This window comes from Elioraea sp. Yellowstone (assembly GCF_006704265.1).
Taxonomy (GTDB): Bacteria; Pseudomonadota; Alphaproteobacteria; order Acetobacterales; family Acetobacteraceae; genus Elioraea.
In genome coordinates this window covers 1-1,941 of the sequence record NZ_VIKA01000263.1, presented here as the reverse complement: position 1 = coordinate 1,941, position 1,941 = coordinate 1, and the positions used below count along the sequence as shown (strand labels likewise).

The 1,941-nt window shown below is 72.3% G+C and carries 2 protein-coding genes and 1 pseudogene; all 3 read right to left on the bottom strand.

The genetic code is table 11. The annotated features are described in order from the left end of the window. Window positions 1–81 precede the first annotated feature (81 nt). Window positions 82–954, bottom strand: coding sequence for a polyamine aminopropyltransferase (speE, locus tag FK498_RS18515; protein ID WP_141857153.1), 873 nt, complete (start codon window positions 952–954; stop codon window positions 82–84). An 89-nt stretch (window positions 955–1,043) separates the two neighbouring features. Continuing rightward, window positions 1,044–1,508, bottom strand: a complete 465-nt coding sequence (speD, locus tag FK498_RS18510; protein WP_141857151.1) for an adenosylmethionine decarboxylase — start codon at window positions 1,506–1,508, stop codon at window positions 1,044–1,046. Between the two features lie 132 nt (window positions 1,509–1,640). Further along, a pseudogene (locus tag FK498_RS19815) lies at window positions 1,641–1,941 on the bottom strand (hypothetical protein); the annotation flags it as partial.

Here is a 1,941-nt window from a genome sequence, read left to right as displayed (position 1 = left end):
GCCCGGGGGCCCGCCCGCCGCGCCGCGACCGGCGCACCATGCCGCCCCCGGAGCCGAGGCGAGGCGGCAGCCCATCGCCGCTCAGGGCGAGGGCAGCAGCGCGGCGATGTAGGGAGGCAGATGGAACGACGCCGCATGCAGCTCCGGCGTCCAGTAGCGGGTGGTGCCGAGGATGCCGGCCGCCTCGGCGCGGCGGCGCAGCTCGGCCGGGGCGATCCCGCGCAGCCCGGCCTGCCTGGCCGCCCAGCCGAGCGTCATGAACCCGCCGACATAGGTCGGCACCGCGGCGACATAGGCGGAGACGTCGGCGAAGGACTTCGCCCGGCGCAGGCTGGTCTCGCGCAGCTCGTCCTGCTGCATGAAGGGCACGCCGCACTGGTTCACCACCACGCCGCGCGGCGTCAGGATGCGCGCGCAGTTGGCGTAGAACTCGTCGGTGAACAGCACCTCGCCCACGCCGATCGGGTCCGTGCTGTCGACGATGATCACGTCGTAGCTCGCGGCTGCCGCCTCGCGCACATGGGCGATGCCGTCGCCGACGATCACTTGCGAGCGCGGATCGTTCCAGGCATCGCCCGAGATCGCCGGCATGTGCTCGCGACAGAGGCGGATCACCTCGCCGTCGATCTCCACCATCACCGCGCGCTCCACGCCGCGGTGCTGCAGCACGCGGCGCAGCACGCCGCCGTCGCCCGCGCCGATGATCAGCACGCGGCGGGCTTCGCCGTGGGCGATCAGCGGCACGTGCGCGAGCATCTCCTGGTAGACGAACTCGTCGGCCTCGGTGATCTGGATCACGCCGTCGAGCACGAGCACGCGGCCATGCGTCTCGGTCTCGACGATCGCGATGTCCTGGAACGCGGACCGCGTGCGCGCGAGCTCGCGCACGACCCGGAAACGCTGTCCCCAGGCCGGATAGAGCGTCTCGTTCAGCCAGATCTCGGCGGAGCTCATGATCGTCCTCGCGCTCTCTCGCCCGGCGCGGCGAGCCGCGCCGGGCAGATACGTCCGATCGTGGGAGGAGAGGACCGGCGCGCCGGTCCTCAGCCCACCATCCCGCGCTTCTGTTCGCCGAGCAGCATGCGCTCAGGCAGGAAGGCCGCCTTGATCGCGGGGATCGAGTCGTAGGGGTCGCAGGCGCCGCACATGAAGATGTCGATCGCAGCGTAGTCGCGCTCGGGCCAGGTGTGGATGGAGATGTGGCTCTCCGCCAGCACGAGCACGCCCGACACCCCGCCATTGGGCGAGAAGTGGTGGAAGTGGCCGTGCAGGATGGTCGCGCCTGCGGCCTCGGCCGCCGCGCGCAGCGCCGCGTCGATGTGGCCGGGATCGTCGAGCCGCGACGCCCCCCACAGATCGACGAGCAGGTGCGTGCCGGCGAACTTCACGCCGTTGCGCTCGACGAAGTAGTCCTTCCTGTCCTCCGCGCACGCGGCGCCGGGGCGATCGATCGTCTGGGCTTCGCTCGGAGAGTCCGAGACCATCCCCAGTCGGGCGAGAGCGTTCATGGCGAACCCCTTTCCAACCAGCAGATGACCAGCGGGCGCGGTCAAGGCCGCGCTATTTGGGGCACCCTCCCCCGCGATGCAAGCCCCAATCGTCCCGCGCGGCGCATAGGGCGGTCCCGCGCCGCGCCGGGCTCATCGCTGCGCGCCGCCGGCCAGTGCGGCGAGCACGCGCGGCATCTCGCGCGCGAGGCGGAGTTCGGCCGAGACGCGCGGCAGGTCGCCAGCCCCCCGGACCGGGTCGCCGGTCAGCAGCCGGAACGGTTCGGACAGCGGGCCGGTCGCCATCTCGGCGCCGTGGTCGCGCGCCAGCGCGGCGGCGGGGAAGTCGGCGACGTTGGCCTTCATCGCCGGCGTCTCCCACGCGGCCGGCGTGACCGCGACATAGCCGGTGTCGATGCCCCATTTCGCGGCAAGCTCAGGCGCGGTCAGGAAC

Bases quoted from the DNA above. Each gene is read 5' to 3' on its own strand.
- speE (WP_141857153.1), bottom strand. From the start codon at position 954: ATGAGCTCCGCCGAGATCTGGCTGAACGAGACGCTCTATCCGGCCTGG.
- speD (WP_141857151.1), bottom strand. From the start codon at position 1,508: ATGAACGCTCTCGCCCGACTGGGGATGGTCTCGGACTCTCCGAGCGAA.